The 2,301-nt window shown below is 62.3% G+C and carries 3 protein-coding genes; 1 reads left to right on the top strand and 2 read right to left on the bottom strand.

The annotated features are described in order from the left end of the window. A partial coding sequence (locus tag V7N12_RS13630; RefSeq protein ID WP_333715183.1) for a class I tRNA ligase family protein occupies positions 1–581 on the bottom strand: 581 nt, incomplete at its 3' end. Positions 582–650: 69 nt separating this feature from the next. Then, positions 651–1,244: an HD domain-containing protein gene (locus tag V7N12_RS13625; RefSeq protein ID WP_333715182.1), complete on the bottom strand. Its 594-nt coding sequence runs from the start codon at positions 1,242–1,244 to the stop codon at positions 651–653. Between the two features lie 137 nt (positions 1,245–1,381). On the opposite strand from V7N12_RS13625, the gene V7N12_RS13620 reads away from it, so the two are divergent. After that, positions 1,382–2,301, top strand: a 920-nt coding sequence (locus tag V7N12_RS13620; protein WP_333715185.1) for a xanthine dehydrogenase family protein molybdopterin-binding subunit, incomplete at its 3' end; no start/stop codon positions are given.

Raw genomic sequence — 2,301 nt, 5'->3', positions numbered from 1 at the left:
TCGAAATGCGGGTCCCAGTTGACCAGCCGCTTGCCGCGATAGATCAGGCCCTTTTTGTACATATCGACAAAGACGCGGATCACGGCGTCATGAAAGTTGCCGGGCTTTTCGGTTTCTGGCGCGCTGTCGGCACCGGACATCGTAAACGCCGACCGCTCCCAATCCATGCTGTCGCCCAGACGCCGCGCCTGCTGTTCGATCACGCCACCCTTGTCGGCCTTCCACTCCCAGACCTTTTTCAGGAAAGCCTCGCGGCCCATTTCCGTGCGTTTGGGTTGCTGGGTCTCTGCCAGGTCCTTTTCGACCATCAGCTGGGTCGCGATCCCCGCATGGTCCAGCCCCGGCTGCCAGAGCGTGTCGTAACCCTGCATCCGTTTCCAGCGGGTCAGCATGTCCATCAGCGTGTGGTTGAAGGCGTGGCCCACATGCAGGTGCCCCGTCACATTCGGGGGCGGCAGCATGATGCAGAAGGTGTCATCCTTTGACTTGTTCGCACCGGCTTTGAACGCACCCGCGCTTTCCCACATCTGGTAGATGCGCGGCTCGGCTTCGGCGGCGTTGAATGTCTTTTCCATGGCCATTGGATCGGTCTCCTACAGTTGCGTAGGCAGATAGCGAAAGCGGGTCCGAAGGGAAAGGGGCAGCGCGGCCTAGCGTGTCAGCGGAACGCGTACACCGGGCCGGATGACTGCCGGATCATAGGGTTTGCGGGCAAAGACCTCTTCGACACGATCGCGGAAGTGGTCGAGCGGCAGGGTGTCGTAATCCGGATCGAAAGAGCTTTGGTCCCAGCGTTCGCAGAAGGTCGCGCAATCGTCGAAATAGGGGTGGCCCGCGTAGGCGTCGCGCTTGTGCCGGTTTCCGCCCACGTGGTGACCGTAATAGATCATCTGGAAGTCGCCGTGTTTTTCGACCACCCAAGCCACCTGCTCGCGCACGAAAGGCCGCAGGATCGCGGCGGCATATTCGTCGTGATTGTAGGGCGCGTAGATGTCGCCGATGTCATGCAGCAGGGCGGCGACGATCCAGTCGGTATCGGCCCCGTCACGTTCTGCCCGTGTCGCCGATTGCAGCGAATGGCCAAGCCGCGTGATCTGGTAGCCCGACAGGCTTTCTTCGAGGCTGACAAGGGCCGCGAGCAGACGCGATGCCGTGCCCTTGGTATATTCCACCTCATGCCTGGTCAGGAAGTCGTAGTCTTCCCTGTCGCCATCCTTCATGGCGGTGAACTTTACATGGTCCATCGGTCAACCCGTCCCGTTGCGGTCTTCGTCGCCTACCTTGCGACGCAAGAGGCTTTCGGTAAAGACGAAACAGCCGCAAGGGCTGGACAACGGGGGGCGTCCCGCTAGGGTCCACCACAACAGGCGCGAGAGGTATCATGGAAAAATTCGGCAAATCCCAATCCGTGACACGTGTCGAGGACCTGCGGTTCCTCACAGGCGGCGGGCGCTATGTGGATGATATCGTGCCTGCGGGCGCGCTCTATTGCTACTTCTTGCGGTCTACCGTTGCGCATGGCGAGATCACGGATCTCGACCTCAGCGACGCTCGCGAGATGCCGGGTGTGCATCTGATCGCCACCGTGGATGATCTGATCGCCGCGGGCATGAGGATCGGACTGGGTGCGACAGTCGTCACCAACCGCGATGGCACCAAGGGCGCGGCACCCGAACGCCCCATCCTAGCGAAAGGCCGCGTCCGGCACGTGGGCGAGGCGATCGCGATGATCGTTGCCGAAAGCCTTGCCGAAGCTCGCGATGCCGCCGAGGCAATCATGCTCGAGATCGACGACCTGCCCGTGCATCTGGGCCTCAAGACCGGCGGGCCGCAGATCCACCCCGAAGCCCCGCAGAATATCGCCTACGACTGGGGCCTGGGGGACGAGGCCGCCACCAAGGCCGCGATCGCCGGTGCCGCCCATGTCGTGACCTGTCAGGTGATGGACAACCGCGTCATCGTCAACGCGATGGAACCGCGCGGCTGCTATGCCGAAGTCACGGACGGCAAGCTGCATGTGGCGGTGAACGGGCAGGGCGTCTGGGTGCCCAAGAAAGACATGATGTACCACTTCGGTCTGTCCGCCGATGAGGTGCGTGTGACCAACCCCGACACCGGCGGCGGTTTCGGGATGAAGGCGATGCGCTACCCCGAAACCTTCTGCACCGCCTTCGCCGCCCGCAGGCTGGGCCGTCCGGTCCGCTGGATGTCGGACCGGTCCGAGGCGATGATGACCGACAACGCGGGCCGTGATCTGACGACGACTGCAACACTTGCCTTTGATGCTAACTATCGCATGGT

This window comes from Yoonia sp., assembly GCF_036770585.1.
Lineage (GTDB): Bacteria > Pseudomonadota > Alphaproteobacteria > Rhodobacterales > Rhodobacteraceae > Yoonia.
Note: the sequence above shows the minus strand (reverse complement) of the source record. Positions and strands in the feature narration are given on the sequence as shown.